This is a genomic window from Brevundimonas sp. KH_025, from assembly GCF_057839885.1.
Genome location: NZ_CM174501.1, coordinates 2,730,812 through 2,756,512, shown reverse-complemented (window position 1 = coordinate 2,756,512; position 25,701 = coordinate 2,730,812). Strand labels below are relative to the sequence as shown.

Sequence of the window (25,701 nt, the reverse complement as noted above, 5' to 3'; positions counted from 1 at the left end):
TCACGGCGGGATTAGGGTCCGCGCCGAACCTGAGCACAGGCTGATCGAGGGAAACGCTGATGAAGAAACTGCTGATCGGGGCCGCTGTCGGCGCCCTGCTCCTGCCTGCGGGCGTCGCGGCTGCGCAAGACAGCCATGACCACGCCTGCGTCGACGATGCCTGCACGGTCGTGGAGCTGTTCCACGGCGCCTCGGCGCCCGAAGGCGGCGCAGCGCCGGCCGGCTGGGTCGGCACGGACGCGCCCAAGTACGGAACCTGGGGCTTCGACCTGACGGGTCGCGACACCTCGGTGACCCCGGGCGACAGCTTCTTCCGCTACGCCAACGGCGCGGCCTTCGACAAGCTGCAGATCCCGTCGGACCGCACCTCCTACGGCTCCTTCCCGCTGCTGCGCGAACTGTCGGACAACCGCATGAAGGCCCTGATCCAGGGTCTGGTCGCGCGCACCGACCTGAAGCCCGGTTCGGACGAGGCCAAGATCGCCGACGCCTATCGCAGCTACAGCGACGTGGCGCGCATCGAGGCGCTGGACGCCCAGCCGCTGCAGCCCTTCCTGGCCGCCATCCGCGCCGCCGACACGCACGAGAAGATCGCCGCCTACATGGGCCAGACGCAAGGCCGCGTCGGTTCGTCCTTCTTCGGCACCGGCATCACGATCGACCAGAAGAACCCGACCCGTTACGCCGTGACGACCGGCCAGTCGGGCATCGGCCTGCCCAACCGCGACTACTATCTGGACGCCCGCTTCGCGGACAAGAAGGACAAGTATCAGGCCTATGTCGAGCGGATGCTGAGCAACATCGGCTGGGCTGATCCCGCGGGTCACGCCGCCGCCATCGTGGCGCTGGAGACCAAGATCGCCGAGGCCCACTGGACCCCGATCGAGAACCGCAACCGCGACAAGACCTACAACGAATCCAGCATCCGCGCCCTGGCCGCCGAGGCGCCGGGCTTCGACTGGAACGGCTATTTCAACGCCGCCGGCCTGGGCGCGATCGACCGTCTGATCGTGCGCCAGAACACGGCCATGCCCAAGATCGCCGCCATCTTCGCCGAGACGCCGATCGACACCCTGCAGGCCTGGCAGGCCTTCCACACCACGGATGAAGCCGCCGGCAGCCTGTCCAAGCGCTTCTCGGACGCCCAGTGGGAGTTCCGTTCGCGCGACCTGTCGGGCCAGCCCGAGCAGCGCACCCGCGAGAAGCGCGCCATCAGCTTCGCCGAAGGCGCGCTGGGCGAGGCGGCGGGCCGTCTGTACGTCGCCGAATACTTCCCGGCCGAATCCAAGGCCAAGATGGAAGAACTGGTCGCCAACCTGCGCACCGCCCTGTCGCACCGCATCGACAACCTGACCTGGATGGGCACGGAGACCAAGGCCGCGGCGCAGGAGAAGCTGCGCAAGTTCACCGTCAAGATCGGCTATCCGGACAAGTGGCGCGACTATTCGGCCCTGGAAATCCGCGCTGACGACCTGTTCGGCAACACCCAGCGTCTGGGCCAGTTCCAGTGGAACTATCAGCTGAACCGCCTGAACCAGCCGGTCGACAAGGCCGAGTGGGGCATGACCCCGCAGACGGTCAACGCCTACTACAACTCGGCCAATAACGAGATCGTCTTCCCGGCCGCCATCCTGCAGCCGCCCTTCTTCGATCCGAACGCGGACCCGGCGGTCAATTACGGCGGCATCGGCGGCGTGATCGGCCACGAGATCGGCCACGGCTTCGACGACCAGGGCTCCAAGTCCGACGGCGACGGCGTGCTGCGCAACTGGTGGACCGATCAGGACAAGGCCAATTTCGAGGGCCTGACCAAGCGTCTGGGCGCCCAGTACGACTCCTATGAGCCGCTGCCGGGGCACCCGGTTCAGGGCGGCCTGACCATGGGCGAGAACATCGGCGACGCCGCCGGCACGGCGGTGGGCCTGGACGCCTACCACCTGTCGCTGAACGGCCGACCGGCGCCGGTGATCGACGGCACGACCGGCGACCAGCGCTTCTTCTACGGCTGGGCCCAGGTCTGGCAGTCGAAGTACCGCGAGGAGGCGCTGAAGCAGCAGATCGCCACCGACCCGCACAGCCCGGCCGAGTTCCGCGTGATCGGCCCGGTGCGCAACGTCGACGCCTGGTACGAAGCCTTCGGCGTCAAGCCGGGCTCGAAATACTACCTCGCGCCGGAAGACCGCGTCCGCATCTGGTAAGGCGCGGCGTCTGACGATGAAGAGGGCCGGAGCGACGACGCTCCGGCCCTTTTTTCATGGGCGGACGGCTGTTGTTGAAGGTCTTTCGACAATGGGGCGTCGGGCCGGGCGGCGCGAACCGTCGATCAGGATTTCAGGCAAGAAAAAGCCCGCTGCGGGGGATACATCGCAGCGGGCTTTCTCGCTCTCTAAGGAGCGGACGTTTCCTCCCCGAAACGCCTCCAAGATGTCGCTGCGGCAGACCGCTGCGCCTCTTGAGTGAGGCCAATTGACGCGAAGCCCGGGGGCAAGTCAATCGCATCCATGTCTAAAGAATGGTCTTTCGTGACTGAACGTCGATAATACACGTTCAGCCGCAAAGGTTAATCGAAGCCTATTCGATAATGGCGCGGACGGCTGCGACCAGTTCGCTGCGGGCCACCTTCTGCTGGCCCGGACGCTCGGCTTTCCAGGCCTCGTTGTCGGCGATGGCGGCGGCGCGGGCGCGTCCGGCATCCAGATCCTTGATGGTCACTTCGCCGGCGGCCAGTTCGTCGCCGCCTAGGATGACCACGGCGGGCGAACCGCGACGGTCGGCGTACTTCATCTGGGCCTTCATGCCGGCGCGACCGAGGTAAAGCTCGGCGGCGATGCCGGCGGCGCGCAGTTCGGATACGGCGTCGAGGTAGTGCTGCATGTCGTCCTCGGAGAAGACGATGACCACCACCGGGCCGCGCACAGCGTCGTCGGCGCCGCGACCGGCGGCGCGCAGGGCCGAGGCCAGGCGCGACACCCCGAACGAGAAGCCGGTGGCGGGAACCGACTGGCCGGTGAAGCGCGCCACCAGATCGTCATAGCGGCCGCCGCCGCCGATGGAGCCGAAGCGCACGGCCCGGCCCTTGTCGTCCTTGGTGTCCAGCAGCAGCTCGGCCTCGAACACGGCCCCGGTGTAGTATTCCAGACCGCGCACGATGGTCGGGTCGAACTTCACCTCGGCCTCGCCGACGCGCATGGCGGTCAGCGCCCGGTCGATGGCGGACAGTTCGGCCAGGGCCGCTTCGCCCGCGGCGCCCAAGGCTGCGCCTGCGTTGGCCACGGCGTCCAGCACGCCCGCGCGGCTCAGGCCGGGCGTCTCGGCTGAAACCAGGAAGGCCTCGACCGCGCCGATCACGGCGGCGGGCAGGCGGGCGCCCTTGGTGTAGTCGCCGGATTCGTCCAGTCGGCCCTCGCCCAGCAGGGCGCGCACGCCCTCCAGACCCAGGCGGTCGTATTTGTCGACGGCGCGCAGGGCCGTCAGGCGCTGGACCGCATCGGTCACGCCGCCGGCGTCGAACAGGCCGTCGAACAGCTTGCGGTTGGAGACGCGGATCACCGACTGGCCGTCGCCGAGGCCGGCGGCGCGCAGGCCCTCGCAGCCCATGGCGATGATCTCGGCGTCGGCCTCGGGCCGGTCCGAGCCGACGGTGTCGGCGTCGCACTGCCAGAACTCGCGGAAGCGGCCGGGGCCGGGCTTCTCGTTGCGCCAGACCGGGCCGTAGGCGTAGCGGCGGAACGGCTTGGGCAGGGTCTCCCAGTTCTGCGCGGCGAAGCGGGCCAGGGGGGCGGTGTGGTCGTAGCGCAGGGCCATCCACTCGCCCGGCTCGTCCGAACCGGCGTCGTCCTGCAGGGCGAAGACGCCCTCGTTGGGACGGTCGGCGTCGGGCAGGAACTTGCCCAGAGCGTCGGCGTACTCGAACGCCGAGGTCTCCAGCGGCTCGAAGCCCCAGCGCTCATAGACCTCGGACACGCGCGCGACGATGCGGCGCTCGGCGGTCAGGTCGCGGCCGCGACGGTCGGCGAAGCCCCGGGGGGCGCGGGCTTCGGGGCGGATGGGGGCTTCGTCGGTCATGCCGCGCGATTAAGCCATCGGCGGACCGGCTGCAACTTGCCGCCCGAAACCTTGCCGCCCGAAACCTTGCCGTTAGGCCTCGCGGCGCAAGGGCAGGCGCCGACCATAGGACAGCGACCGCCACAGCCACTCCAGCGGCCCCATGCGGAAGCGGCTCAGCCACAGCGGCGACCAGACCAGTTGCAGGGCCCAGACGGCGACGACGATGGCCCACTGCTCCGGATAATCGACCTGTCCCATCAGCCGCGGCCCCCACGGCATGGAGAAGAGGGTCGTCATGATGAGCGTCTGGCTCAGGTAGTTGGTGAAGGCCATCTGCCCGACCGGCGCGAAGATCCGGCGGAGCCAGGTCACGCCTCGCGTGGTCATGAGGATCAGGCCGCTGGCGTAGGCCAGGGTGACGAAGATCGGATAGGAGGCGACGATCTCGGCCCAGCCGCCGGTGGCCTCGACATCCGGCCCGGCCATGGCTTCGCGCCACTCCAGCACGCCCAGCAGGGCCAGGACCGCGCCGCCGATCGCGATCAGGGCGACATAGACGCGGGTCGGCATCCGGCCATGGAAGAAGCCGGCCTTGAACAGGCCCATGCCCAGCATCATCAGGGCGACGGTGGCGAAGACATAGCCGAACAGGCTGGCGCTCTGCAGGATGCCCCAGGCCTTGAGGTTCTCGATCAGGGCGCCCGGCCAGCCGCTGCGATAGGCGGCGATGCTGGCGGTCACGGCCCCGTCAGCCAGGGCCATGGCGTCGTCGTTCAGGGCGTCGGTCAGGGCTGCGGGACCATTAACCGTCAGCCACATGGTCGCTGCTTGCATTGTGGCCAGCCCGAGCGTGGCGGCGGCCCCGAACAGGATAAGCGAGCGCGCCGACATCGAGCGCATCAGCATGACGAACAGCCCGGACCAGGCGTAGAGCAGCAGGATGTCGCCGTACCAGAAGGCCGCGCCGTGGATCAGGCCGAACAGGGCCAGCCACAAGAGGCGGCGACGCAGCACCCGCCCGCGTCCCTCATCCCGACGCTCGCCGCCGACCAGAAAGATCGACACCCCGAACAGCAGGGAAAACAGGGTGACGAACTTCTGATGGAAGAAGACCTCGACGGCCCACAGGGCGACGGCCGAGGACCCGATCTGGGCGAAGGGCGACTGTTCGGGCGCCATGGCCGCCGACATGGGCAGGGCGAAGGCGGCGGCGTTGACCGCCAGAATGCCCAGAACGGCCACGCCGCGCAGCACGTCCAGGGTCTGGATGCGGGCGTCCGCGGCCACGGGCTGAAGGATGGTCTGGTCGGTCACGGCGTCGGCCCTCCCCAAGCGAGCGGTCTGCTCATACGGCCTTGGGCCGGTCGGGGCGCCTTAAATCGCGGTAATGTCAGCCCGCGCCGTTCTGCATCAGCCCCATGCGGTCCTTGACCACGGGGGCGGGCGCGAAGGCGATGAAGGCGGCGCACAGCCCGGCCCACAGGGCGTAGCTGACGCCCACCAGCACCGCCAGCGGTAGACCCGCGACGCCGAAGATCAGCAGGGTGGTCTCCAGCGCGCCCAGGCCCTGAACCAGGCTTTGCGAGGCGATCAGCGACAGCAGGGACATGACCAGGGCGATCAGCGTCTGCACGGCGGCGGCCAGCAGTCCGCCGAACACCATGAAGCGGCACACCACGCCCAGGCGGGTCGAGGGGCGGCCGGTGTCGGCGTGGCTGCGGTGCATCAGCCACAGGCCGATCGGCGCGGCGGCCATGCCGACCACCAGCAGCACCAGACGCCAGTCCGTATCGACGCCCGACGCCCAGTTCTCGGGCGGCCAGACGGCCAGGGTGAGGATCAGCGGCGGCCAGGCGGCGGCGGCCAGGCCGGCCAGCACAAAGGCCCGGGTCGTGCGCCGCGGCGCGACGCGCTTGAGACCCGGCAGGTCTTCGATCCGGTCGAAACGCATCAGCGGGTCGGGACCGGCACGGCGCCGGAATAGTCGTAGAAGCCGCGGCCGCTCTTCTTGCCCAGCCAACCGGCCTCGACATACTTCACCAGCAGCGGGCAGGGGCGGTACTTGCTGTCGGCCAGGCCGTCGTACAGCACGTTCATGATGGCCAGGACCACGTCCAGACCCATGAAGTCGGCTAGTTCCAGCGGCCCCATCGGGTGGTTGGCGCCCAGCTTCAGCGCCTTGTCGATCGAGGCGACGTTGCCGACGCCTTCGTACAGGACATAGATGGCTTCGTTCATCATCGGCACCAGGATGCGGTTGACGATGAAGGCGGGGAAGTCCTCGGACTCGGTGGTGATCTTGCCCAGGCTCTCGGCGAAGGCGACGGCGGCCTCATAGGTGGCGGCCGAGGTGGCGATGCCGCGCACGATCTCGACCAGCTTCATCGTCGGGGCCGGCTTCATGAAGTGCAGGCCGATGAAGCGGTCGGGCCGGTCGCTGACCGAGGCCAGTCGGGTGATCGAGATGGACGAGGTGTTGGAGGCCAGCAGGGTGTCGGGACCCAGGTGGGGCAGAAGGTCGATGAAGACCGATTTCTTGACCGCCTCGTCCTCGGACGCCGCCTCGATGATCAGGTCGGCCTGGGCGGCCTCCATCAGCGAGGCTGCGGGCTGGATGCGGGCCAGGGCGGCGTCGGCCTCGGCCTGGGTCGTCAGGCCGCGCGCGGCGCGGCGCGCCAGGCTGGCCGCGATCTCGCCCTGGGCCAGCGGAATGCGCTCGGCCGACAGGTCGTAGAGCCGCACCTCGTAGCCGCCGGTCGCCACCGCCTGAGCGATGCCCGAACCCATTTGTCCGGCGCCGATGACGGCGACTGTCCTGATCGTGGTCATGAATACGCGCAATCTGCGGTCCCGTCGGGACCAATCGCGGGCACCTTAGGAGCCCGCCCGCCGGGCGCAAGGGGCGGAATGGGGCGGGATTAAGATTCCTGACCGCCCGTGTCCCCGCCTCAACGTTTCGCCTCAGTAACCGCCGGTCAGGCCCAGCGCCGCCAGATGCAGCGGCGGCAGCAGATAGCCCTGCACGCCCTGGATGATCAGCAGGGCCACGATCGGCGTCAGGTCGATGCCGCCCAGCGGCGGGATCACGCGGCGCAGCGGCGCCAGGATCGGCCCGGTGAAGCGGTCCAGGAACTCGGCCACATGGGCCACGAAGCGGTTGCGGTAGTTGATCACGTCGAAGGCGAACAGCCAGCTCAGGATCGCATTGGCGATGATGGCGAACAGCAGCAACTGCAGCAGCGCGCCCAGCACGAAGAAGATGAAGCCGATGACGCCGGCGCCGATGCCCATTGCGGAAATTCCCTTGAAACCCGTTCGCTTCTAGCGGCGCCGCAGCCGAACGCCAAGGATTCCTCGGCGCCCCGTTGACACTCCCCCGACGCCCCGCTTATCTCCGCCCCTGCCTGTCGGTCGGGGCCGTAGCTCAGTTGGTAGAGCGCGTCGTTCGCAATGACGAGGTCAGGGGTTCGACTCCCCTCGGCTCCACCAGGGCATCTCCAGACAATCTGACGAGAGACGACGGACGCGGCGAGCGTCCGCGCGTCAGTTCTCGCGGTAGAAGTTGCAGTACCAGTTCACGAAGCGGCCGACGCCGTCTTCCACGGGGGTGGAGGGGGCGTAGTCGAGGGCTTTGAGGGTGTCGGTGACGTCGGCCTCGGTATTGGCCACGTCGCCGTCCTGCATGGGCATGAGGTTCAGCCTGGCCTTGCGGCCCAGTTTCTGCTCCAGCACCTCGATATAGCGCATCAGGGCGACCGGGCGGCCGGCGCCCAGGTTGAGGATGCGCCAGGGGGCGACGCCGCTGGTGGCGGGGTTGGGGGCGGTGGCGTCCCAGGTCGGGTCGACGGCGGCGGGGCGGTCCAGGGCCGCGACCACGCCGGTGACGATATCGTCCACATAGGTGAAGTCGCGCGACATCTTGCCCTGACCATAGACGTCGATCGGCTCGTCCTTGAGGATGGCGCGGGTGAATTTGAACAGGGCCATGTCCGGGCGGCCCCACGGTCCATAGACGGTGAAGAAGCGCAGGCCCGTGGCCGGGAAGCCGAACAGGTGGGCGTAGGAATGGGCCATGGCCTCGTTGGCCAGCTTGGTCGCCGCATAGACGGTCAGCGGGTGGTCGGCCGGGTCGCGCACCGAGAACGGCAGGGCGGCGTTGGCGCCGAACACCGAACTGGTCGAGGCGAAGACGAGGTTGGTCGCCTGAACCGCGCGGCAGCCCTCGAGGATGCTGAGGAAGCCGACGACGTTGGAATCCACATAGGTCTCGGGCGCTTCGAGGCTGTAGCGGACCCCGGCCTGGGCGGCGAGGTGGACGACGCGGCGCGGCGAATGCTCGGCGAACAGGGCGGCGACGCCGGCGCGGTCGGCCAGATCGAGGGTGTGGTGGTGATAGGCGGGGTAGGCTTGAAGCTGGGCCAGACGGGCGTGTTTGAGCGCCGGGTCATAATAGGCGTTGAGGTTGTCGAGGCCGATGACCGTCTCGCCGCGCTCCAGCAGCCGCCGCGCGGTGTGGAAGCCGATGAAGCCGGCCGAGCCGGTGACGAGGACGGGATCGTGGGACATCAGGCTCCGATAGACGTTCAGCCGGGTTTTCGCCAGCGGGCCGCCGCTATGGCAGGACCTCGGCGACGGCGGGCGTCGGCTCGGCGAAGCGGGCGGCGAGGCTGAGGCCGCAGGCGAGGATCAGGCAGGCCGCCGCCCCGATCAGCACCGGACGGGCCACGGCGACGGGCGGGCTGAGCGGGCGCAGGAACAGCAGGGCCAGCAGGCCGATCATGGCCAGGGCGCCGGGCAGGTCCATGCCGATGCCGAGGAAGACGAAATGGCCGATCGCCATCAGCCAGGCGCCGCCGAGGACGCCGGCGGCGGCGGGCGGGATCAGGCCTATGGGCCGCGTCAGGTCGGGGCCGATCAGGGCGGACAGGGCCGCGGCGGCCGCGGCTAGCAGGGCAGGCCAGACAAACAGGAGCGCGGCCTCGGGCGCGGCGCCCTGAACGATGCCGCCGAGCAGGAAGACGAGGGCGATCAGGCCCAGCCAGCCGCCCCAGGTCGACGTCGGCGCCTTGACCGGCCAGAGCGACAGGGCGGCGGCGATCAGGCCCGCGCCGAGCATGAGCGGGCTGAAGCCGCCGATCAACAGCACGAGAAGGGTCAGGACAGCGACGACACAGGCGACCGTGCGCGGCCGCTGGCGACGCGCGCCGGTCAGCAAGAGCAGGGCCAGGGCCAGGATGCTCAGGACGGCGCCCGCCTCCATCCACGGCAAGCGACGCAGCAGGACGTAATAGGTCTCGGACGAGGCGGCGCGGCTCGACATCGGCCCGGCCAGCAGGCGCACGGCCTGGGCCAGCACCAGTCCGGCGGACGCGAACCACAACCCGTCCAGCAGGCCGCGACCGACCTGTCCGGTGGTCAGGCCGACAGCGCGACGGGCGCGCCAGGCGGCGAACCCGCCGAACAGAGCCGTCAGCCCCAGCAGGAGCCAGCCCGTCGCCGCCGAATGGCTGAGCATCAGGCGGCCGAAGACGTCGGCATAGACGGTGTTCGGTCCCTTGGCGGGCAGGGCGGGGGCCCGCAACAGGGCGTCGGCGGCTTCCAGCGCTTGCGATCCGATATGCTGCAAGCCGCCCTTGTCGAGGTTGGCGGGGGTGGCGTCGGCGGAGTGGTACTGGGCCGGGCGGCCGATGAAGGCGAAGTTCAAGCCGCCGATGCCGCGATCCTTGGGGATGGTGAAGTCGGTGCCGTTGGGCATCTGCTCGTACATGAAGACGGCGAGCGAAGTGGCGGTGGTCCCGCCGTCGGCGCGGGCGGCGGCGCGGCGGAACAGGTCGACGCTTGGGCCGGCGTCGCGCCCGGTCTCGAACATGGCGGCGCGGCCGCCGCCGCCGCGCGCCTCCAGATTGACCACGGCGCCGATGCGGTCGCGCAAGGGATGCCCGCCGAAGAAGATGCGGGCGCCGTCCAGGTTCAACTCCTCGGCGTCGGTCAGCAGGACGACCAGGTCACGCTCGACCGGACCCCGCGCCTTGATGGCGCGCACGGCTTCCAGCACGGCGCCGACGCCGGTGGAATCGTCGGCCGCGCCGGGCGAGCCGACCACGGTGTCGTAGTGGGCCATCAGCATGACGGCGGGTTGGCTGCGGTCTTTTCCAGGCAGGACGCCGATCAGGTTGATCGCCTGATTATTGGCCGCGTCGGGATCGCCGCCCGCCTTCTTCAGCCGCTGGATCGAGCCCGGCGACAGCGGCCCCGCCTGCTCCTGCGGCGACAGGCCCAGCTGGGTCATGCGGGCGGTCAGATAGGCGCGGACGCGGGCGTGTTCGGCCGAGCCGACCGGGTGCGGGGCGCGGGCGATCTGCTCGATGTCGGTCATGGCCCGCGCGGCCGAGAAGGCGGCGGCGGGCGCATCAATGGGGCGAGGCTTGGGGACCTGGGTGGTCCACACTGCCAGCAGGAAGGCGAGCGTCAGCGATCCGAACAGCAGGGCCAGCCGCATGTGAAAGATCCTCCCCGATCCGGGAGGCAGTAGGCGGTCAGAGCGCGCCGGATGGCAAGAGGGCGGCGCCGGGTCTCCCCGCCGCCGCCCTCCGATGTGCTCAGCCTGAACGGCTTAGAAGCGCTTCGACAACTCCACGCCGTACATGCGCGGCTCGTTGACGAAGGCGGTCAGGTTGTTGAAGTCGATGGCGCCGATGACGTTGGCTTCGTCCGTGATGTTGCGGACATAGGCCGCGGCTTCCAGGCCCTGGTTCAGGTCGCGCCAGCCCGCGCGCAGGCCGCCCTCGAAGGCCGTGTCCTGCATGAACTCGACCGATTCATAGAGGAACAGGTTGAAGTCCTTCTGCACCACCCAGTCCGTCGAGGCGAACAGCTCCTGATCGTCGCCGATGGGGCGGACGTAGGAGAGGGTCAGGTTGGCGGTGTATTCCGGCGCCTGGGGGAAGGGGTTGCCGTCGACCTTGGCGCGGCGGGCCGTGCCGACCATGACGATCGGGTCGGTGACGGTGCAGCCGGCGCCGCAGACGGCCACCAGCAGGTCGCTGTCCTTGATCTCGGTGTGGTTCCAGGCGGCGCCGGCGGCCAGGCTGAAGCCCGCGCCCAGATAGACGTCGCCGTCGATTTCCAGACCATAGCCCTCGCCCTTGTCGGCGTTGATCAGGCGGTTGGAGTTGTCGGCGCCGCCGATGGCGGTGAACTGCATGTCGCTGACCTCATAGAGGTAGGCGGTGGCGTTCAGGCGCGCGCGGCCGTTCCACAGGCGCGACTTCAGGCCGGCCTCATAGGACATGACGGTCTCGGAATCGGCCGTGGTCAGGACCGGCAGGTTGCGCCCCTGGATCGACGGGCCGCGATAGCCGCTGGCGACGCGGGCGAACAGGTTCAGGCTGTCGTTGACCTCATAGAGGGCGCTGACGTCCCAGCTGACCTGTTCGTCGCCGACCGAGATCGTCGCGCTGGCCGGGGCGCCGATGACGCGCTGGCCGCGGTAGTCGCGGCTGTCCTCGGTGTAGCGCACGCCCGCCGTCAGCTTGAAGGCGTCGGTCACCTGATAGCGGCCCTGGCCGAACACCGACCAGGCGTCCGACTTCTGCACCACGTCGGTGGCGGCGACGGGGAAGAGGCCGCCGGTGCCGTTGAAGGTGCCGGACACCAGATTGATGCGCTCGTCCCAGTAGAAGGCGCCCACCTGCCAGCCGAGGCGCGCGTCGCCGTTCGAGGCCAGGCGCAGCTCATAGGTGTTCTGCAGCAGGTCGCTGGACAGGGTGCCGCTTTCCGAACGGAACGGGATGGAGCCGCTGTTGACCGGATCGTTCAGGACGCCGCCGTCGATGTCGCCGTCGCCCTGGCTGGAGCCTTTATAGGAGCCGATCACGCCGGTCAGGGTGGCGGGACCGAAGTCATAGGCGACCTGCAGCGACTGCGAGGTGGTCTGCTGCTTCTGGAAGTTGTTGCGGCCGCCGTCGTAATAGACGGTGTCGCGGTCGAAGCGGTCGTTCAGCTTGTTCGAGCCCTTGGTCAGGACGTTGGCGCGGTTCATCGTGCCCGTGCCCTTATAGTCGCGGGCCTGCAGGGTCAGCAGGGCCGACAGGCGCTCGGTCGGCGTCCAGGCGACGTGGACGCGGCCGGCGATGTCGTCGAAATTGCCGAGGTCCTTGCCGTCCTTCTTGGCGAAGGGGGCGTCATAGGCGTTGTCGACCCAGTCGTCGCGGTGGTTCCACAGGCCGGCGACGCGCACCGACAGGGTGTCCGTCAGCGGCAGGGTGACGCCGCCCTCGGCGCGGCTGGAGCCGTAGACGCCGTAGGTCAACGAGCCGTAGCCGGTGAAGTCCTGGCCGGGCTTGGTGGTGTCGATCTTGACCACGCCGGCCGGGGTGTTGCGGCCGAACAGGGTGCCCTGGGGGCCGCGCAGCACCTCCAGCTGCTTGACGTCGAACAGGGGGAAGCCCTTCAGGTAGACGCTCTCCAGCACGATGTCGTCCATCACCACCGAGACCGGCTGCGAGGCGGTGAAGTCGAAGTCCACGTTGCCGAGGCCGCGGATGTAGAAGCGCGGAGCGTAGCGGCCGTTCGAGCTTTCGACCTGCAGGCTGGGCACGCGGCCCGACAGGCTGAGGATGTCGGCGCCGCCGGCCGAGACGGCGTTCAGGGTCTCGGTGTTCATCGCCGTGACGGCGAAAGGCACGTCGCGGATGTTTTCGCTGCGGCGCTGGGCGGTGACGACGATTTCGTCGACGCCGACGGCCGGATCGGCGGCCGCAGCAGCGGTTTGCGCCATGGCCGGGGCGGCGATCAGAAGGGCGAGGCCGCTGGCGGAGGCGGCGAGGGCGGCGAGACGACGGGACATGGGGGAGGATCCTCGTTGAGATTGGGCGAGGGCCTAGGTCCACGGCGACGCTTTTTCCAGCGTCGAGGATGCGTGGTCGATGAAGCTTTCGCGACACGGACACGGTGGGGGAAAACTCGACGTTTCGCCTGACGCCAAAGGGGTTCTCGGGCGCATCGAGGGATTGTGCGCCGCAATATGTCGTGCGAAACGACAGGGCTGCGCCGCTGTTTCGGCGAGGGTCTCTCGACGCGCCGGGCGCGGTCTGACAGGGACCAGGGCATGACGATCACCCCGCTGCACCGCCGCCGCCTCTTCCAGCTTCTGGCGACCGCCGCCGCCGCGCCGGGCCTGAGCGCCCTGGCCCCGTGGCGCGAGCCGCAGGTTCTGGGCCGGGTCCTGGCCATGTCGGACCTGCATTCCGCCTATGAGCGCACCGGGCAACTGCTGGCGGCGCTGGAGGCCGAGGTGGCCGGATCGGACGTCCCGCACCTGATCGCCGTCGACGGCGACAGTTTCGAGCACGGCAATGTCGTCTCGGTGCGGTCGGGCGGGGCCATCGACTGGGCCTTCCTGAGCGAACTGCCGAAGCTGGCGCCGACGGTGGTCAACCTGGGCAACCACGACAACGACCTGACGCCGGACCTGCATGAGGTCGTGGCCCGGATGCGGGGGCTGGGGATCGTTGTCGTCAGCAACATCCTCGATGCGCGCTCCGGCCGGCCCTATGCGGACGCCGCCGTGACCGTGCCGCTGGGCCAGCGCTCGCTGCGCATCGTCGGGGCGGGAACGGATTCCCTGAACACCTATCCCAAGGCCAGCCGCGACTGGCTGTCGATCCCGGCGCCCGGCGACTGGGCGAAGGCGAACCTGGCCCGGTTGCTGGACGGCGCCGACCTGATGCTGGTGATGAGCCATGCCGGGGTGGCGGGGGACCGCGACATCCTGCCCCAGCTGCCCGACGGCGCCCTGATGATCGGCGGGCACAACCACCTTTTGTTCCAGCACCAACAGGGGCGCAGCGCCTATGCCCACACCGGGTCGTGGAGCAACGCCTATACGGCGGCGACCCTTTACGACGACGGCCGGATCGCGGTCGGCTCGACGGCGGTGGAGCTGAAGGCCGCGCCGTCGCCGCGCCTTGCCGACCTGATCGCCTCGACCCTGGCGGCGCATCTGACGGACGAGGAGAGGGCGGTGCTGGGCGTCAGCCCGCGCGCCTTGACCCTGGGCGAGACGGGCCGAGCGGTCGCCGCCGCCCTGGCGCGGGCGGCGGGGGCGGACGCCGGCTTCATCGGCCACACCACCTTGGGGACGGGCCTGCCCGCCGGGCCGGTGACGCGCTACGCCTTCGACGCCGTGGTGCGGTTCGACGGCCGGCTGATGGTCGCCGAGGTGACGCGCGAGCGGCTGGCGGGTTTCATGGCGCGGGCCAATCAGGACCGGCGCATGCCCCTGGCCGAGCGTAGCGGCGACTTTCTCTACGGGGCGTCGGAGAATGCCGCGGGCAAGTCGACGGCGCGTCTGGTCACGACTGACTGGTGCGCCATGAACCAGGCCGAGTATTTCGGCACGACGGATCTGGTCTTCGCCGAGGTTCCGCAGGCGCGGGTCAAGGCGACGGCGGTCGCCGGTCTGCTAGGCGGCGCGGCGCAGGGCTGACGGCGCCTTGACGTAGAGGCCGGGGCGACCGGCCACGGGGCGGAAGGCGACGCTGTCGCCTTCGGGGCGTTCGTCCACGCCCAGGAACAGGCAGCCGTCGTCGACCAGTCGCCGCTCCAGCCCGTCCAGCACCCGGGCGCGGCGCGCGGGCTCCAGATCGCTGAGGACGTGGCGGCAGAAGATGACGTCGAAGCGGCCGTCGTCGACGGGCTCGTCCAGCAGATTGGCGCGTTCGAACGTCACGGCGGCGCGCAGTTCGGGGCGGGCGCGCCATTGGTCGTCGGCCTGCTCGAACCAGCGCAGCATGGTCCGCGCCGACAGGCCGCGCTGGATCTCGAACGAGGTGTAGAGGCCCGAGGCGGCCTTCTCGACCGACAGGCGCGACAGGTCGGTGGCGACGATCTCGACGTCGGCGCGGCTTTCCAGCGCGGCGATGGCCAGGGAATAGGCTTCCTGGCCGGTCGAGGCGCCCGCGGACCACAGGCGCACCTTGCCGCCGGGACGGGCGGCCGTCAGGGCGGGCATCAGTTCGCGGGCGAAGCTGTCGAAGACGGCGCGGTCGCGGCGGAACCAGGTCTCGCCGTTCAGCAGGGCCTCGATCACGGCCCAGCCGAGCGAGGCGACGGGCTTGCTCCACAGCGAGGCCAGCATGGCCTCGACGTTGTGATAGCCCTCGCGCCGGGCCACCGGACCCAGTCGGTGTTCGGCCAGATGCATGCGGTCGCGCGTCAGCCGGAAGCCGGCGCGCGTCGCCAGCAAGGTCTGAAGGCGATCGAAATCTTCCGGCGTCATGACGGCGACTGAACAGCTCCCACTTCGGCGAGTTTGGATTGCAGGATCTCGCCGTCGAAAGGCTTCATAACATAATCGTCGGCCCCTGCGGACAGGGCTTCTGCAATCCGGTCGGCGCGGGTCTCGATGGTGCAGAACAAAACCTTGGGGCCGCGGCCGCCGGGTAGGTCGCGCAGGCGGCGCAGGAAGGTCAGGCCGTCCATCACCGGCATCTGCCAGTCCAGCAGCACCACATAGGGCATGGCGCCCATGCAGTAGGTCAGGGCCTCGGCGCCGTCGGCGGCCTCGTCCACCTCGAAGCCCAGGCCCTCGACGATGCGTCGCGCGACCTTGCGGATGATCCGGCTGTCATCGACGATCAGGCAGGTTCTGGGGTCCAAGGGTTTTGTCCCGTTAGGCGCGAGCGGCGATCGCCGTTCGCGTCATGATCATTCGTGGCGGTTAACGGACGGTTGGAGGCGTGTAAACTCAAGCGGGCGTGTGGGCCGGCATCCGCGCGACCAGGCCGACGCGGCCTTCCTCGGTCGCCAGATCCAGCCGGCCGCCGGCGTCGCGCACCGTCAGCCACAGCCAGTAGGGCTGGATCCATTGACCCGCCAGCCCCTCGGTCAGGCGTTCGCCCTTCAAGCCGACGACGGCCTCGGCCTTGAGCCGCGCGCGCGCGCCCTCGGCCGATCCGATCAGCAGGACGCGGCCGTCCTCGCGGCGCGTGGTGACAGTGGCGGTTCCGCCCATCGGCAGGGCCGACAGGGTCATCCAGGCCAGATTGATCAGGGCGCGGGCCTCGGGCTTGGAGAAGACCTCGTCGGTCATGCGCCAGTCCAGGGTCGCGCGGCCGCCCTCGGACAGGCCGGCGACCAGGCCGTGCAGTTCGGCGGCGGTGAACTGTTCACTGGTGGTGGCGGCCCCGAAGGCGACGCGGGCGAAGTGGACCAGGGCGACCATCTTCTTGGCGCTCTGGCGGATCAGGCCCATGGCGTCGTCGCGCATGTCCTGGGCGGTCGGGTCTTCCAGCAGGTCGAGGCCCGACATGATGGCGCCGGCCGGACTGATGAAGTCATGGCACAGCTTGCCCGCGATGAAGGCGGCCAGATCGGCGCTCTCGACCGGCAGGTCGGCCACGGAGAGGTCGGTAGAGAGATCGGAAAGGGTCATCGGCCGGGCGTCTGAAATCGGAAGTGTTCAAGGCTGACCTGATTTGCCGGTTCGTGAAACCGGGCGCATGGGCTATCGGGAGGTCGACATGACGCACGCTCTTGAGACCGACCTCGCTTCCGGCGCCCTCGCCGAGATCATCGCCGACATCGCCGAGGAGGCCGCGCGGGTCATCCTGCCCTACTGGCGGGCCGGCACGGCGGTCGAGACCAAGTCCGACGCCAGTCCCGTGACCGAGGCCGACCGCGCCGCCGAGGCCCTGATCCTGACGCGTCTGGCCGAGCGCTGGCCCGAGGTCGAGGCCGTGGCCGAGGAGGCCGCCGCCGCCGACGGCGTCCCGGTCTCGGTCGGAGACTGGTTCTGGCTGATCGACCCGCTGGACGGCACCAAGGGTTTTGTTCAGGGCCGCGAGAGCTTCACCGTCAACATCGCCCTGGTCCGCGGCGACGCCCCGGTGGCGGGCGTGGTCACGGCCCCGGCCTCGGGCGTGACCTGGGCCTCGACGGTTCCGGGCAAGGGCGCCGTGCGGCGCGCCTTCGGCGAGACCTGGCGCCCGATCAAGGTGCGTGACCGTCCGGCCGAGGGCATCGCCCTTTTGAGCCACAGCATGACCGACGAGGAGGCCGCGCGTCTGGCCGCCCGCCACGGCTGCAGCCAGTGGCAGGGCACGGATTCGTCCTTGAAATTCTGCCTCATCGCCGAAGGTCGTTTCGACGCCTATCCGCGCACAGGCCCGACCTGCGAATGGGACACGGCGGCGGGGCAGGCCGTGCTGGAAGCCGCCGGGGGGCGGGTTCTGGGCGCGGACGGGGCGCGGCTGGCTTATCGCAAGCCGGGCTTCCTCAACGGGCCGTTCACGGCGATGGGCGGCTAGGAGGCCGGCCTTCAGGCCGCCGCCGACCCGACGCGGGCCATTTCGATCTGGGCCGACAGGCCGGGCGGCAGGTCGCGCTCGGGCACGGCGGCCAAGGCCTCCATCCGCTCGGGATTGATCGCGTGAACCAGGACGCTGGCGACGGCCGGGTCGGTCAGGGTGAAGGCCAGACAGATTTCCTCGGCCTTCCAGTTCGGCGTCTGGTGCAGGAAGGCGAAGGAGCCGGCGTTGGCCAGGCCCTGTTCGACAGGCTTGGCGCCGAAACCGAACAGACCCTTCTTCTTCGGGGCCGCGCCGACGCCGGCGGCCTTGCGCTCGGTCGACAGGCTTTCGGGGAAGTAGTCGTAGGTGAAGATGGCCATGTCGCGTTCGCGCGCGGCCCGCATCCGCGAGCGGATGCGCCATTCCACATTGGCGTGGAACGGGGTGTAGAGGACGTCGAAGGCGCCGGTCGAGACATAGATGTCCATCACCGGAGAGTCGCCGGACACGCCCAGCAGCCGCACATGGCCCGCCTTGCGCTGGGCCTTCAGCGCGATCAGCGAGGCCTGGGGCAGTTCGTCGTCGGCGGGTTCGTCCAGCACGGCCACGTCGAACCAGCCCAGGCCCGAGGCGTGCAGGCCCCGGTCGATGGCGCCGTTCAAAGCCTCGGCCGAGAAGTCGCGGAAGCCCTTCCTGCGGCCGTCGCCGACGCCCAGGGTCACGGCGACGCAGACCAGCCGCCGCTCGACATGGCCCAGGGCCTCGCCGACGATCTCGGCCAGGACCGGGTCGGCGTTCTCGAGGTGGTAGCTGTTCACCCCGGCTTCCAGCGCGGTGAAGATCAGTTCCTTGAGGGCGGACGGACCGCGCGCAAGGGCGTCGACGCCCAGGCCGAGGGTCAGGTTGGACACCGCCGCGCCGGACGCGCCGAACGGACGATAGCGCATCGGTCAGCCCGCCTCGGCGGGGGCTGACGTCTCGAGCGCCAGGGCGTGCAGCTCGCCGCCCATCTGCCCCTTCAGCGCTCCATAGACCAACTGGTGCTGGCGCACGCGCGGCAGGCCCTTGAAGGCGGTCGAAACGATCCGGGCGCGATAGTGGTCGCCGTCGCCGGCCAGGTCCTCGATGGCGATGTCCGCATCGGGAAACGCCTCGACCAGATGGGCGCGCAGGACGTCGGCGGACATGGGCATGGGGCTACTCTCGAAACAGGCGGACAGTCTGAACTGTAAAACTTAATGAGGGGCGCACGGTCTGTCAGCCCACAACCGCGCGCGGCCGCTCATACAGGACGACGGTCGAGCCCTTGTAGTCGGTCTCGGCGTAGGGGCGATAGCCGACCCGTTCGGCCAGCTTCACCGAGGGCGTGTTTTCGGGGGAGATCATGCAGACGGTGCGCGGCTCCAGCCGATAGGCGTCGGTCCAGGCCAGGGCCGCCTGCAGCGCCTCCAGGGCCAGGCCCTGGCCCTGAAAGGCGGGGGCGACGCCCCAGCCCAGTTCCGGGGCGTCGAAGGCGGGCGTCATCTCGCGGCGATAGTCCAGCACCCCGACGCTGCCGACATAGACGCCCGTGTCCGTCTCGCGGATGGTCCAGTTGCCGTAGCCCTTGGCCTGCCAGTGGCCGAGGTCGCGCAAGAGCCGGAACCAGACCTCCTCCTCGGACAGGCCGCGGCCTATGATGTGGCGGGTGAAGTCGGCGTCGGCCCACAGGGCGGTCAGGTCGTCCATGTCGCTGACCGCGACGGGGGCCAGGGTCAGGCGGTCGGTGCTCAGAACAGTCACATCAATCCCAATTGCTTGAAGCTGGCCACGCCCTCGCGGCCGACGATGAGGTGGTCGTGCACCTGAACGGAGAGGGAGCGGGCGGCCTCGATCACCTGCTTGGTCATGTCGATGTCGGCGCGGCTGGGGGTCGGGTCGCCCGAGGGGTGGTTGTGGACGATGATCATGGCGCTGGCCGACAGCTCCAGCGCCCGGCGCACCACCTCGCGCGGATAGACGGGGGCGTGGTCGACCGTGCCCCGGTTCTGGATCTCGTCGAGGATCAGCTGGTTCTTCTTGTCGAGGTAGAGGACGCGGAACTGCTCGCGCGGCTCATGCTGCAGGCTGAGACGGACATAGGCCAGCAGGGCGGTCCACGACGAGATGACGGTGCGCTTGTTGGCCTCTTCCTTGGCTAAGCGGCGCGAGACCTCGTGCAGGGCGGCCAGGTCCAGGGCGGTTTCGGCGCCGACGCCTTTCGAGCGGCCGCGCGAGTCCTCGGACCGAACGGTCATCAGGTCCTCGACCGAAGCGGCCAGGACGGCGGCCAGGGAGCCGAAGCGAGTCAGCAGGGCCTTGGCGATCGGCTTGACGTCGCCCTGAGGCTGGCTGCGGAACAGGAACAGCTCCAGCAGCTCATAGTCGGGCAGGTGATGCAGCCCCGCGCCGCGCGCGCGCTCGCGCAGCCGTTCGCGATGACCGGCGTGGTGCGGCTTGGCCTTCGGTTTTTCCGGCGGTTGATCGAGCATCAGCCTCCCCCGGAGGGGAGACTAGCTCAGAATTTCGGGCGGAACAGGCCCTTGGGCGAGGCCGAGAAGATTTCCAGCCCGTCTTCCGTCACGCCGATGGTGTGTTCGCACTGGGCCGACAGGGACTTGTCGCGGGTCACGGCGGTCCAGCCGTCGGACAGGACCTTCACCGCCGGCTTGCCCAGGTTCACCATCGGCTCGACGGTGAAGAACATCCCCGGCTTCAGCACCGCCCCCTCGCCGCGACGGCCGTAGTGCAGGACGTTGGGGCTGTCGTGGAAGACGCGGCCGATGCCGTGGCCGCAGAAGTCGCGCACCACGCTCATGCGCTGGGCCTCGACGAATTTCTGGATGGCGAAGCCGATGTCGCCAAAGGTGTTGCCCGGCTTGACCTGGGCCAGACCCAGTTCCAGGGCGTCATAGGTGACGTCGATCAGCTTCTTGGAGCGGGCGTTGATCTCGCCGACCGGGAACATGCGGCTCGAGTCGCCGTGCCAGCCGTCGACGATGACCGTGTGGTCGATGTTGACGATGTCGCCGTCCTTCAGGACCTTGTCGCCGGGAATGCCGTGGCAGACGACGTGGTTGATCGAGGTGCAGATCGTCTTAGTGTAGCCCTTGTAGCCTAGGCAGGCGGGCACGCCGCCGCGCGCCAGGGTGAATTCGCGCACCAGATCGTCCAGTTCGCCGGTGGTGACGCCGGGCTTCACGTGCTCGCCGATCATGTCCAGCGCCTCGGCGACCAGACGGCCGGCCTTGCGCATGCCCTCGAAGGCCTCCGCGTCGTGGATGCGGATTTCGTGGCTGCGGACGAAGGCGTCGTTATCCAGGTCGGGAGTCTCGTACATGATCTGCTTTCGGGCGCGCCGCGACAAAGGGGGAGGCGGCTGGGCTGTGGTCTTGGGCGTCAGATGGCGAGACTAGCACAAAAGCTCAACCCCGTCAGGCGGGGCCGATGACGCGGCGGAAGGCGGCGCCTATCTGAAACCCATGACCGTTCAAGCCGCTCCCACCGCCGCCGTCCTGATCATCGGGGACGAAATCCTGTCGGGCCGGACCCAGGATACGAACCTGAACACCATCGCCCGCTTCCTGGCGACGCTGGGGATCGACCTGCTGGAGGCGCGCACGGTCGGAGACCGACAGGATCAGATCGTGGCGGCGCTGAACGCCCTGCGCGCGGCCCATGACTATGTCTTCACCACCGGCGGCATCGGTCCAACCCATGACGACATCACCGCCGACGCCGTGGGCGTCGCCTTCGGCGTGGCCGTCCCCGAGCACCCCAAGGCCCTGGCCGTTCTCGAGCGGCGCTACGGACCGGGCGAGTTCAACGCCGCGCGTCGGCGCATGGCGCGCATTCCTGACGGCGGGACGCTGATCGCCAATCCGGTGACCGACGCGCCGGGCTTCCAGATCGGCAACGTCTTCGTCATGGCGGGCGTGCCCAAGATCATCGAGGCCATGCTTCAGGACGTGGCGCCGCGTCTGCGCGCGGGAGCGGTGGTTCATGTCCGCACGATCCGCATCGTCGGCGTCGGCGAAGGCGCGATCGCGGAGGCTTTGAGGGCCGCAGCCGAGGCCCGCCCCGACCTGTCGTTCGGCAGCTATCCGTTCGGTTTCGGCCGCGACGGAGAGGCCGGAACCCAGCTGGTGATTCGTGGTCGCGATATCGCCGAAGTTGACCTTGCGGAACACGATCTTTCTCGCGAACTGCGTTCTGCGGGCATTGATATTGCCGTAACGTAACCTCACCAAGGTGTGAAATTGTGCGACTTCATCGCCACGGTTTCGCCGATTTGCGGTCCGACAGGGGCCTTGGAGGCAACGCTTTCATGACATGGGCGCTGTGGCTGTTAGCGTCGCCTTTCTCCCCGGACAACGACCCGCCGCTCAGTAAGGACGGGTCGACTTACATAGGTGAAACAGTATGAACTCCAGGAATATGGCTCGCTTTGGCGGTCTCGCCCTGACCACGGTCCTGATGGCCGGCGTCGCGGCCCCGGCCTTCGCCGGCTCCTTCTATCTGCAGGAACAGTCGGTGCGCGGCGTGGGTCGGGCCAATTCGGGCGAGGCCGCGGATCGCGGCGTCGGCTCGATGTGGTGGAACCCCGCCGCCATCGCCCGCAGCGGCCGTGAACTGTCGTTCGGCCTGCACGCCATCAAGATCGATTCCGAGGTCAAGAACGACGGGTCGTTTGTGACCTATCCGGGCGGCGCCAACGTGCCGGTGGTCAACCCGCGCAACACGACCGTCGATCCGATCGAAAGCGGCCTGGTTCCGAACTTCGCCTTCGCCACGCCCATCGGCGACCGCTTCGCCGTCGGCGTCTCGGTGGCCGCCCCCTACAACTTCACGACCAAGTACGAGCAGGGCTCCTTCACCCGCTACGACGCCCTGACCTCGGAGCTGCGCTCGGCCAACGCCGGCCTGACCGTGGCCATGAAGGTCAACGACTGGCTGGACGTGGGCGCGGGTCTCGACGCCCAGTTCGTCAAGGCCAAGCTGACCTCGGCCCTGCCCAACCTGTCGCCGCTGCTGCCGGACGGCTCCAACACGCTGGAAGGCGACGGCTGGGGCTATGGCTGGAACGTCGGCGCCCAGGCGCACAAGGGGCCGTGGGATTTCGGCCTGAGCTACCGCTCCAAGATCGAGCATGAGCTGGAAGGCGACATCGCTATTTCGGGTCTGCTGGGGCCGTTGGCCGGCGGCAATGTCGCGACCGCCGGCAAGGCCAGCTTCAACACGCCGTGGTTCGCTTCGGCCTCGGTGCGCTATGCGGTCAACGACAAGCTGACGCTGAACGCCCAGGTCAACCGCATCGGCTGGAGCGAATTCCAGGCCATCGACGTCGAATACGCCGGCGGCGGCGACTCGATCCATCAGAACTACAAGGACGTGACCACGGGCGCGATCGGCCTCGACTACGCCCTCAGCGACAAGACCACGCTGCGCGCCGGCGTCGGTTATGACCCGACCCCGACCCGCGATAGCCTGCGTACGGCCCGCATCCCCGACGCCGACCGCTGGCTGTTCTCGGTCGGCGGCTCGACCGAGGTGACGCCGGGCGTGACCTTCGACGCGGGTCTGACCTACGTCGCCTTCAGCGATACGGACATCTTCGACGACCGGACCTTCTACGCCGGCACCCCGGCGGCGACGACGGCGCACCTGCGCGGCACGGCCACGGGTTCGGCCCTGGTCGCCTCGATGGGCGCGCGCTGGGCCTTCTGATCCGGCGACAAGCTGACATCTAGGCGGATACGGAAACGGCGGCTCCCTCTCGGGGGCCGCCGTTCTTCTTTTCCATGCTAGGCGAAGCGAGGGCTCAGTCGGACAGAAGGACGCATCAGGCACAGGGCGGTCACGCCGATCCATGGATAAACGGCCAGGCCATAGAGGCGCTGCCACAGGCCGAAATTGTCGGGGCTGACCAGATTTCCCACCCCGAACATCACGGCCAGGGCCAGATTGACGGCGATCAGGTTGAAGATCAGGAAGCCCTTGAGCCCCGCATGGCCGGGCGTCTTCCAGAGCGCCCAGAGCGTCAGCAAGGGGGCGATCTGCGCGGCGTAGCCCAGACCCCAGGCCATGTGGCGCGGGTCAGGCAGAGCAAAGGCCCCGCCGATCAGGATGGAAGTCCCGAAGGTCGCGATCGCCAGGGCGGCCAGCAGGGCGCCTAGCCATGTCCCGCCGCGCAGCCGCAGAAACAGGCCAACGGCGCTCAGGACGGTCAGGGCGCCCGCCGCCATCAGGCCGAGGTTGAACACCATGGGATGCGGAGCGTCCGGGCCGCCCAGTTCGCTGATGACCTGGGTGGCGTGGTTGTAGGCGGGGAACAGCAGGCCGCCGCTCGCCGCCAGGCCCACATAGATCAGGGGCGCGGCGACGCCGCATCCCAGCAGGATATTTCGGTTCATAGGATTCCCCTCAATGGGCGCGAGCATCGCGCCCCATGCTCGACTGAGCCTTCGAACGGCGTCGGCGGATGCGGGCGGGGGGATTAAAACTTGTCCATGCGGGCAATTGAAAACGGCGGCCTCCTTGCGAAGGCCGCCGTTGTCGTGGCGTTGTGTCGGGCTGAAATCAGCCCTGCGAGCCGTAGCCCTTGCCGCCGTTCGACGGGCGACGGCGCGGTCGGCGCTGCATTTCGCCGACCGGCTTGGGCTCGGCCGAGGGGTTGGCGCGCGGCGACGACTTGGGACGCTCGCCCGCCATCGGATCATAGACGGCGGCCGGACGGTCGGCGTGGTGGGTGCGGTCGCGGTTGGCGCCGCCCTTGCGCTGACGGTGCGGCTGACCGCCGCCCTCCGGCTTGACGCCGTCGCGACGCGGGTTGCGGCTGCGGTTACGGCCTTCGCCGCCCTCGCCGCCGCCGCGTCCGCCGCGGCCTTCACGCTCGGGCAGGGTGGCCTTCTGCTTGACGCCGGCAGCCATGATCGAGGCGTCGAGCATGCCCAGGGCCTTGTCGTTGCGACGGTCGACGGCCGGGATCTTCTGGCGCGTGACCTTTTCGATGTCCTTGAGCAGCTTCATCTCGTCGCCGGCGACGAAGCTGATGGCCGTGCCGTCGGCGCCCGCGCGGGCCGTACGGCCGATGCGGTGGACGTAGGCTTCCGGCACATAGGGCAGCTCGAAGTTGACCACGTGCGTGACCTTGTCCACGTCGATGCCGCGGGCGGCGATGTCGGTGGCGACCAGGACGCGCAGCTTGCCCTGCTTGAAGGCTTCCAGGGCGCGTTCGCGTTGCGACTGGCTCTTGTTGCCGTGGATGGCGCCGGCTTCGACGCCGCCGGCTTCCAGATAGGCCGCGACCTTGTCGGCGCCGTGCTTGGTCTTGGTGAAGACCAGGCAGCGCGTATAGGCGGCGTCAGAGAAGAGCTCGGTCAGCAGGGCGCGCTTTCGGCCCTGTTCGATGTGGACGACCGACTGCTTGATGCGCTCGACCGTGGTGGCTTGCGGCGTGACCTGGACCTTGACCGGGTCCTTCAGCAGCTCGCCGGCCAGCTTGCCGATCTCCGACGGCATGGTGGCCGAGAAGAACAGGTTCTGACGCTTGGCCGGGATGCGGCTGACGATCTGGCGGATCGGCTTGATGAAGCCGAGGTCGAGCATCTGGTCGGCTTCGTCGAGGACGAAGATTTCCGTCGACGACAGATCCAGCGTCTTCTGTTGCAGGTGGTCCAGCAGGCGGCCCGGGGCGGCGACCAGGATGTCGAGGCCCTGTTGCAGCGCGCGTTCCTGCGGGCCGTACTTGACGCCGCCGAAGATGACGGCGACGCGGAAGCCCAGGTGGGCGCCGTATTGCTTGAAGCTGTCGGCGATCTGGGTGGCCAGTTCACGGGTGGGCGACAGGATCAGGGCGCGCGTGGTGCGCGGCTTGGGCGCGATGCGGTTCTCGGCCAGGCGATGCAGGATCGGCAGGGCGAAGGCGGCGGTCTTGCCGGTGCCGGTCTGGGCGATGCCCAGCAGGTCCTTGCCGGCCATGACGTCGGGGATGGCCTTGGCCTGGATCGGCGTCGGCTTGTCGTAGCCGGTCGACGCCAGGGCCTGGAGGAGGGCCTTGTTCAGGCCCATGGATTCAAAAGTGATGTTGCTCACGGAGCGTCTTTCGCTTGCGGCGGACGCTTTAGTGGGCGCGCGGTCAGAAGGCTCCGCCTTCTCGACCCGACGCACACAAGAGAGCGCACCGCCAGTCCCGATAGAGCTTCGGAATGAAGCCGTCGGGGTGGATCGGGGCGCCGCCCCGCGTGTCCGGACGACGTAATGACTCTGAGGTCTGGCCGGCTGCGTCTGCAATCAGGTCTTCGAGGAGGAAGACCCACACGCGTTGCAGGAAACCGGATACCGC

23 protein-coding genes and 1 tRNA gene are annotated in these 25,701 nt (G+C 68.9%); 6 read left to right on the top strand and 18 right to left on the bottom strand.

The features are described from left to right. Positions 1 to 59: 59 nt before the first annotated feature. Complete coding sequence (locus AC3IS2_RS13630; protein ID WP_489198322.1) at positions 60 to 2,198, top strand: M13 family metallopeptidase; 2,139 nt, start codon at positions 60 to 62, stop codon at positions 2,196 to 2,198. Between the two features lie 373 nt (positions 2,199 to 2,571). Here the strand turns inward: AC3IS2_RS13630 and hisS are convergent, their stop codons facing one another. The 5 genes from hisS to AC3IS2_RS13605 form a co-directional block, all read right to left on the bottom strand. Continuing rightward, the gene (gene hisS / locus AC3IS2_RS13625; protein WP_489198321.1) at positions 2,572 to 4,065 is read right to left on the bottom strand and encodes a histidine--tRNA ligase; all 1,494 of its coding nucleotides are present in this window, start codon (positions 4,063 to 4,065) and stop codon (positions 2,572 to 2,574) included. A gap of 72 nt (positions 4,066 to 4,137) precedes the next feature. Then, entirely contained in the window at positions 4,138 to 5,361 is a 1,224-nt protein-coding gene (locus tag AC3IS2_RS13620; protein ID WP_489198320.1) for a DUF418 domain-containing protein, read from the bottom strand. Positions 5,362 to 5,437: 76 nt separating this feature from the next. Further along, entirely contained in the window at positions 5,438 to 5,998 is a 561-nt protein-coding gene (locus AC3IS2_RS13615) for a hypothetical protein (protein WP_489198319.1), read from the bottom strand. Further along, complete coding sequence (locus AC3IS2_RS13610) at positions 5,998 to 6,876, bottom strand: 3-hydroxybutyryl-CoA dehydrogenase (protein ID WP_489198318.1); 879 nt, start codon at positions 6,874 to 6,876, stop codon at positions 5,998 to 6,000. Before AC3IS2_RS13610 ends, AC3IS2_RS13615 begins: the two co-directional genes overlap by 1 nt. A 132-nt stretch (positions 6,877 to 7,008) precedes the next feature. Further along, a complete protein-coding gene (locus AC3IS2_RS13605; protein ID WP_489198317.1) occupies positions 7,009 to 7,338 on the bottom strand; it encodes a YggT family protein in 330 nt (109 codons plus the stop codon). A gap of 122 nt (positions 7,339 to 7,460) precedes the next feature. On the opposite strand from AC3IS2_RS13605, the gene AC3IS2_RS13600 reads away from it, so the two are divergent. Then, positions 7,461 to 7,536, top strand: a tRNA-Ala gene (locus AC3IS2_RS13600). 54 nt (positions 7,537 to 7,590) lie between these two features. On the opposite strand, the gene AC3IS2_RS13595 is transcribed toward AC3IS2_RS13600, so the two are convergent. From AC3IS2_RS13595 to AC3IS2_RS13585, 3 genes are all read right to left on the bottom strand, one after another. After that, the gene (locus tag AC3IS2_RS13595; protein WP_489198316.1) at positions 7,591 to 8,613 is read right to left on the bottom strand and encodes an NAD-dependent epimerase; all 1,023 of its coding nucleotides are present in this window, start codon (positions 8,611 to 8,613) and stop codon (positions 7,591 to 7,593) included. Positions 8,614 to 8,659: 46 nt separating this feature from the next. Beyond that, positions 8,660 to 10,546 carry a M20/M25/M40 family metallo-hydrolase gene (locus tag AC3IS2_RS13590; RefSeq protein WP_489198315.1) on the bottom strand — a complete coding sequence of 629 codons (1,887 nt, stop codon included), beginning with the start codon at positions 10,544 to 10,546 and terminating at the stop codon, positions 8,660 to 8,662. A gap of 114 nt (positions 10,547 to 10,660) precedes the next feature. After that, complete coding sequence (locus AC3IS2_RS13585; protein WP_489198314.1) at positions 10,661 to 12,895, bottom strand: TonB-dependent receptor; 2,235 nt, start codon at positions 12,893 to 12,895, stop codon at positions 10,661 to 10,663. A 261-nt stretch (positions 12,896 to 13,156) separates the two neighbouring features. Here AC3IS2_RS13585 and AC3IS2_RS13580 point away from each other — a divergent pair, with 261 nt between their 5' ends. Next, a complete protein-coding gene (locus AC3IS2_RS13580) occupies positions 13,157 to 14,536 on the top strand; it encodes a metallophosphoesterase (RefSeq protein WP_489198313.1) in 1,380 nt (459 codons plus the stop codon). On the opposite strand, the gene AC3IS2_RS13575 is transcribed toward AC3IS2_RS13580, so the two are convergent. From AC3IS2_RS13575 to chpT, 3 genes are all read right to left on the bottom strand, one after another. Beyond that, positions 14,513 to 15,328 (bottom strand): CheR family methyltransferase, encoded by an 816-nt coding sequence (locus tag AC3IS2_RS13575; protein ID WP_489198312.1) that lies wholly within the window; start codon positions 15,326 to 15,328, stop codon positions 14,513 to 14,515. The two genes, AC3IS2_RS13580 and AC3IS2_RS13575, sit on opposite strands and share 24 nt — an antisense overlap. Beyond that, positions 15,325 to 15,708 (bottom strand): response regulator, encoded by a 384-nt coding sequence (locus tag AC3IS2_RS13570; RefSeq protein WP_489198311.1) that lies wholly within the window; start codon positions 15,706 to 15,708, stop codon positions 15,325 to 15,327. The genes AC3IS2_RS13575 and AC3IS2_RS13570 overlap by 4 nt, the downstream gene beginning before the upstream one ends. Before the next feature lie 88 nt (positions 15,709 to 15,796). Further along, the gene (gene chpT / locus AC3IS2_RS13565; protein WP_489198310.1) at positions 15,797 to 16,483 is read right to left on the bottom strand and encodes a histidine phosphotransferase ChpT; all 687 of its coding nucleotides are present in this window, start codon (positions 16,481 to 16,483) and stop codon (positions 15,797 to 15,799) included. A gap of 88 nt (positions 16,484 to 16,571) precedes the next feature. Here chpT and cysQ point away from each other — a divergent pair, with 88 nt between their 5' ends. After that, entirely contained in the window at positions 16,572 to 17,357 is a 786-nt protein-coding gene (cysQ, locus tag AC3IS2_RS13560; RefSeq protein WP_489198309.1) for a 3'(2'),5'-bisphosphate nucleotidase CysQ, read from the top strand. An 11-nt stretch (positions 17,358 to 17,368) separates the two neighbouring features. Here cysQ and AC3IS2_RS13555 read toward each other — a convergent pair whose 3' ends face one another. From AC3IS2_RS13555 to map, 5 genes are all read right to left on the bottom strand, one after another. Beyond that, positions 17,369 to 18,286: an aldo/keto reductase gene (locus AC3IS2_RS13555; RefSeq protein WP_489198308.1), complete on the bottom strand. Its 918-nt coding sequence runs from the start codon at positions 18,284 to 18,286 to the stop codon at positions 17,369 to 17,371. 3 nt (positions 18,287 to 18,289) lie between these two features. Continuing rightward, positions 18,290 to 18,532 carry a BolA/IbaG family iron-sulfur metabolism protein gene (locus tag AC3IS2_RS13550; protein ID WP_114818382.1) on the bottom strand — a complete coding sequence of 81 codons (243 nt, stop codon included), beginning with the start codon at positions 18,530 to 18,532 and terminating at the stop codon, positions 18,290 to 18,292. Between the two features lie 64 nt (positions 18,533 to 18,596). After that, positions 18,597 to 19,121, bottom strand: a complete 525-nt coding sequence (locus AC3IS2_RS13545) for a GNAT family N-acetyltransferase (RefSeq protein WP_489198307.1) — start codon at positions 19,119 to 19,121, stop codon at positions 18,597 to 18,599. Further along, the gene (gene radC, locus AC3IS2_RS13540) at positions 19,118 to 19,849 is read right to left on the bottom strand and encodes a RadC family protein (protein WP_489198306.1); all 732 of its coding nucleotides are present in this window, start codon (positions 19,847 to 19,849) and stop codon (positions 19,118 to 19,120) included. The genes AC3IS2_RS13545 and radC overlap by 4 nt, the downstream gene beginning before the upstream one ends. A 26-nt stretch (positions 19,850 to 19,875) precedes the next feature. Beyond that, positions 19,876 to 20,697, bottom strand: a complete 822-nt coding sequence (map, locus tag AC3IS2_RS13535) for a type I methionyl aminopeptidase (RefSeq protein ID WP_489198305.1) — start codon at positions 20,695 to 20,697, stop codon at positions 19,876 to 19,878. 142 nt (positions 20,698 to 20,839) lie between these two features. Here map and AC3IS2_RS13530 point away from each other — a divergent pair, with 142 nt between their 5' ends. Both AC3IS2_RS13530 and AC3IS2_RS13525 read left to right on the top strand, forming a co-directional pair. After that, positions 20,840 to 21,598, top strand: coding sequence for a competence/damage-inducible protein A (locus AC3IS2_RS13530; protein ID WP_489198304.1), 759 nt, complete (start codon positions 20,840 to 20,842; stop codon positions 21,596 to 21,598). A 181-nt stretch (positions 21,599 to 21,779) separates the two neighbouring features. Further along, complete coding sequence (locus AC3IS2_RS13525; protein WP_489198303.1) at positions 21,780 to 23,084, top strand: OmpP1/FadL family transporter; 1,305 nt, start codon at positions 21,780 to 21,782, stop codon at positions 23,082 to 23,084. A gap of 77 nt (positions 23,085 to 23,161) precedes the next feature. On the opposite strand, the gene AC3IS2_RS13520 is transcribed toward AC3IS2_RS13525, so the two are convergent. Both AC3IS2_RS13520 and AC3IS2_RS13515 read right to left on the bottom strand, forming a co-directional pair. After that, positions 23,162 to 23,770 (bottom strand): DUF998 domain-containing protein, encoded by a 609-nt coding sequence (locus AC3IS2_RS13520; protein WP_489198302.1) that lies wholly within the window; start codon positions 23,768 to 23,770, stop codon positions 23,162 to 23,164. Positions 23,771 to 23,936: 166 nt separating this feature from the next. Beyond that, positions 23,937 to 25,427 carry a DEAD/DEAH box helicase gene (locus AC3IS2_RS13515; RefSeq protein ID WP_489200157.1) on the bottom strand — a complete coding sequence of 497 codons (1,491 nt, stop codon included), beginning with the start codon at positions 25,425 to 25,427 and terminating at the stop codon, positions 23,937 to 23,939. Positions 25,428 to 25,701 lie beyond the last annotated feature (274 nt).

What these genes read in the sequence shown, in the direction of transcription:
- AC3IS2_RS13630 (WP_489198322.1), top strand. Translation starts at nt 60, where the DNA reads ATGAAGAAACTGCTGATCGGGGCCGCTGTCGGCGCCCTGCTCCTGCCT.
- hisS (WP_489198321.1), bottom strand. Translation starts at nt 4,065, where the DNA reads ATGACCGACGAAGCCCCCATCCGCCCCGAAGCCCGCGCCCCCCGGGGC.
- AC3IS2_RS13615 (WP_489198319.1), bottom strand. Translation starts at nt 5,998, where the DNA reads ATGCGTTTCGACCGGATCGAAGACCTGCCGGGTCTCAAGCGCGTCGCG.
- AC3IS2_RS13610 (WP_489198318.1), bottom strand. Translation starts at nt 6,876, where the DNA reads ATGACCACGATCAGGACAGTCGCCGTCATCGGCGCCGGACAAATGGGT.
- AC3IS2_RS13605 (WP_489198317.1), bottom strand. Translation starts at nt 7,338, where the DNA reads ATGGGCATCGGCGCCGGCGTCATCGGCTTCATCTTCTTCGTGCTGGGC.
- AC3IS2_RS13595 (WP_489198316.1), bottom strand. Translation starts at nt 8,613, where the DNA reads ATGTCCCACGATCCCGTCCTCGTCACCGGCTCGGCCGGCTTCATCGGC.
- AC3IS2_RS13590 (WP_489198315.1), bottom strand. Translation starts at nt 10,546, where the DNA reads ATGCGGCTGGCCCTGCTGTTCGGATCGCTGACGCTCGCCTTCCTGCTG.
- AC3IS2_RS13585 (WP_489198314.1), bottom strand. Translation starts at nt 12,895, where the DNA reads ATGTCCCGTCGTCTCGCCGCCCTCGCCGCCTCCGCCAGCGGCCTCGCC.
- AC3IS2_RS13580 (WP_489198313.1), top strand. Translation starts at nt 13,157, where the DNA reads ATGACGATCACCCCGCTGCACCGCCGCCGCCTCTTCCAGCTTCTGGCG.
- AC3IS2_RS13575 (WP_489198312.1), bottom strand. Translation starts at nt 15,328, where the DNA reads ATGACGCCGGAAGATTTCGATCGCCTTCAGACCTTGCTGGCGACGCGC.
- chpT (WP_489198310.1), bottom strand. Translation starts at nt 16,483, where the DNA reads ATGACCCTTTCCGATCTCTCTACCGACCTCTCCGTGGCCGACCTGCCG.
- cysQ (WP_489198309.1), top strand. Translation starts at nt 16,572, where the DNA reads ATGACGCACGCTCTTGAGACCGACCTCGCTTCCGGCGCCCTCGCCGAG.
- AC3IS2_RS13555 (WP_489198308.1), bottom strand. Translation starts at nt 18,286, where the DNA reads ATGCGCTATCGTCCGTTCGGCGCGTCCGGCGCGGCGGTGTCCAACCTG.
- AC3IS2_RS13550 (WP_114818382.1), bottom strand. Translation starts at nt 18,532, where the DNA reads ATGCCCATGTCCGCCGACGTCCTGCGCGCCCATCTGGTCGAGGCGTTT.
- radC (WP_489198306.1), bottom strand. Translation starts at nt 19,849, where the DNA reads ATGCTCGATCAACCGCCGGAAAAACCGAAGGCCAAGCCGCACCACGCC.
- map (WP_489198305.1), bottom strand. Translation starts at nt 20,697, where the DNA reads ATGTACGAGACTCCCGACCTGGATAACGACGCCTTCGTCCGCAGCCAC.
- AC3IS2_RS13530 (WP_489198304.1), top strand. Translation starts at nt 20,840, where the DNA reads ATGACCGTTCAAGCCGCTCCCACCGCCGCCGTCCTGATCATCGGGGAC.
- AC3IS2_RS13525 (WP_489198303.1), top strand. Translation starts at nt 21,780, where the DNA reads ATGAACTCCAGGAATATGGCTCGCTTTGGCGGTCTCGCCCTGACCACG.
- AC3IS2_RS13520 (WP_489198302.1), bottom strand. Translation starts at nt 23,770, where the DNA reads ATGAACCGAAATATCCTGCTGGGATGCGGCGTCGCCGCGCCCCTGATC.
- AC3IS2_RS13515 (WP_489200157.1), bottom strand. Translation starts at nt 25,427, where the DNA reads ATGGGCCTGAACAAGGCCCTCCTCCAGGCCCTGGCGTCGACCGGCTAC.